The sequence below is a fragment of the Psychrobacter sp. T6-1 genome, from assembly GCF_052258445.1.
On the sequence record NZ_JBQQFC010000380.1, the window covers coordinates 1 to 2039 of the forward strand.

3 protein-coding genes are annotated in these 2039 nt (G+C 43.3%); 1 reads left to right on the forward strand and 2 read right to left on the reverse strand.

What is annotated here, in order from left to right:
• Positions 1 to 470: lipoate--protein ligase (locus ACTXGO_RS13000; RefSeq protein ID WP_443574818.1), on the reverse strand; the 470-nt coding region annotated here is incomplete at its 3' end.
• Between the two features lie 187 nt (positions 471 to 657).
• Between ACTXGO_RS13000 and ACTXGO_RS13005 the strand changes: the two genes are divergently transcribed.
• Complete coding sequence (locus ACTXGO_RS13005; RefSeq protein WP_443574819.1) at positions 658 to 912, forward strand: DUF4282 domain-containing protein; 255 nt, start codon at positions 658 to 660, stop codon at positions 910 to 912.
• A 169-nt stretch (positions 913 to 1081) separates the two neighbouring features.
• Here the strand turns inward: ACTXGO_RS13005 and ACTXGO_RS13010 are convergent.
• The coding region (locus ACTXGO_RS13010) for a GMC oxidoreductase (protein WP_443574820.1) at positions 1082 to 2039 on the reverse strand (958 nt) is incomplete at its 5' end.

Sequence of the window (2039 nt, forward strand, 5' to 3'; positions counted from 1 at the left end):
AGCTTTTGCATATTGGCATTGACCAATAAAGTACCGTGATGAAAGCTGCGATCCGCCGCATGTTTAAAGGCGCTACCTGATATTTTCTTATCACCCACTTGCATATCGTTACGCCCAGACAACTCCGCGTCTATGCCTAATTTTTTCAGCGCATTGACAATAATAGTAAAGTTTGCTTCTTGGTCGTAGTCTTCCTTAGGCGATAAAAAGGTAAAGTTAGTATTGCCCAAGTCATGAAACACCGCGCCGCCGCCACTTTGCCGCCGCGCCAAAAACACCCCGTCTTCTTCCATCTTATCGATTTTGCATTCCACCCATGGGTTTTGCGAGCGCCCGATGACCACGGTCTCGCTATTACGCCATAAAAATAGCGTATGCGAGTCTGCGTCGAGCGTATTAAATATCCAATCCTCGGTCGCGAGGTTAAACCAAGGGTTGGTCACGGCTGATTTTAAGATGCGTAGTTTCATTATTTTTTCTTTTTTAATTATAAGAAAGTAATATGAAAATTAACTCGGGTTTAAGTGGACTTATGTCTTTAAATAGATTGTTTTGTTAATTTTTATAGGTATAATATTGCTATAAAGTAACGCTCAATATTAAACTTTATTTTATCATTAGCTTTAGCAACCCACATTCCATTTAGGACATTAGACCATGAATTCGCTATTATCATTTGATTCTTTTATTACACCTAGAGTTATCACTATTATATATTGGTTATCCCTTTTTACCGTTTTTGTTGGCGGCATTAGTGTGATGTTCTCAGGTATGGGCGCGGCAGGGTTCTTTGCAGGGTTGATGGTTATGGTATTTGGTGCCATTTCTGTCAGAGTTTATTACGAGCTTATCATGGTTATCTTTCGCAATAATAAATACTTAAAGACAATCAGCGAGAAGAGTCAACTGTAGACAAGCGCTTGAAAAATGTTCGGTCTTAATAAACAGCGCCTAGGGTGGGTTAGCTCAAGCGTAATCCGCCGTTTAAGGTTAAATATAACTTTTAGTAGATAAGAGGGTCTCTACAAAACCTAAAAAAACGCCCCCTAAGAGCGTTTTTCATCTATCTAGTCCCAACTCACTACCCAAAATCTTCCCTTAAAACAGCCGCCATATTCCGCTCAGCAAGTCCGGTGATAAACACATACGGATTGACGCCCGCACTGCCGGGGATTAACGCGCCATCTTGCACATAGATATTCTCATGCCCTTTGACGCGTCCCACGCCATCAGTTGCTAGACCTAAGACGCAGCCGCCAAGTGGGTGGTAGCAAAAGTCATCACCGAAGCCTTTGGTGAACAGTAAGCTTGATATCGAGCCACCATTGGCTTTTGCTAGCTTTTCAATCAATTCTTTGGCCGCGTTTACCGAATACTCGTTTTGCTCGCGCTTCCAGTTGAGTTTGACGGTTTTTGTGGCTTTGTCATAGTAATAATTGCCGCGTTCAGGATTGTCAGTGATAGCAAGATACAGCGTCGTCCATGTCTCAAGTCCTAGCGGCAATGGCGCGAGTTCGGCAAAGATTTTGTACTTTGAACCGTCTCTATCGCCGTCCCACATGTTGATGCCTTTGACCGGAATGGTAGATTGAGTAGTGCCAGCGGCATGAACGAAATTACGACCAGTCATGATATTACCGTTTGGCCCCCAGTATTTGCCGATGTGCTCGTTTAAGTTGTTTAATTTGCCTTCAGCTTGGCTTTTCAATAGTAGCTCCGCGGTGCCTGTACTACCAGCGTTGAGAAACAACTTATCGCAAGTGTAGTGCTCTATTTTGTCTATACCGCCACTAGTATTAAGTACGTGGACCTCTAGTCTGAGTTGATCATTATCGAGCGCTTGGATGCTATTGACTTTGCGTAGGGTTTTTACCGTGACATTGCCTGTGGCTTCCGCGTCTTTAAGGTAGGTTAAATCGAGTGAATACTTGCCCGCATTATTACCGTAAATGACTTCACCGCCCAATCCCGATTTATACACTTCGCCTTTGGCCTCACGTTGCATATAGTCAAAGTCGTAGCTATTACCGAAGAATTCC

Bases quoted from the DNA above. Each gene is read 5' to 3' on its own strand.
- ACTXGO_RS13005 (WP_443574819.1), top strand. From the start codon at position 658: ATGAATTCGCTATTATCATTTGATTCTTTTATTACACCTAGAGTTATC.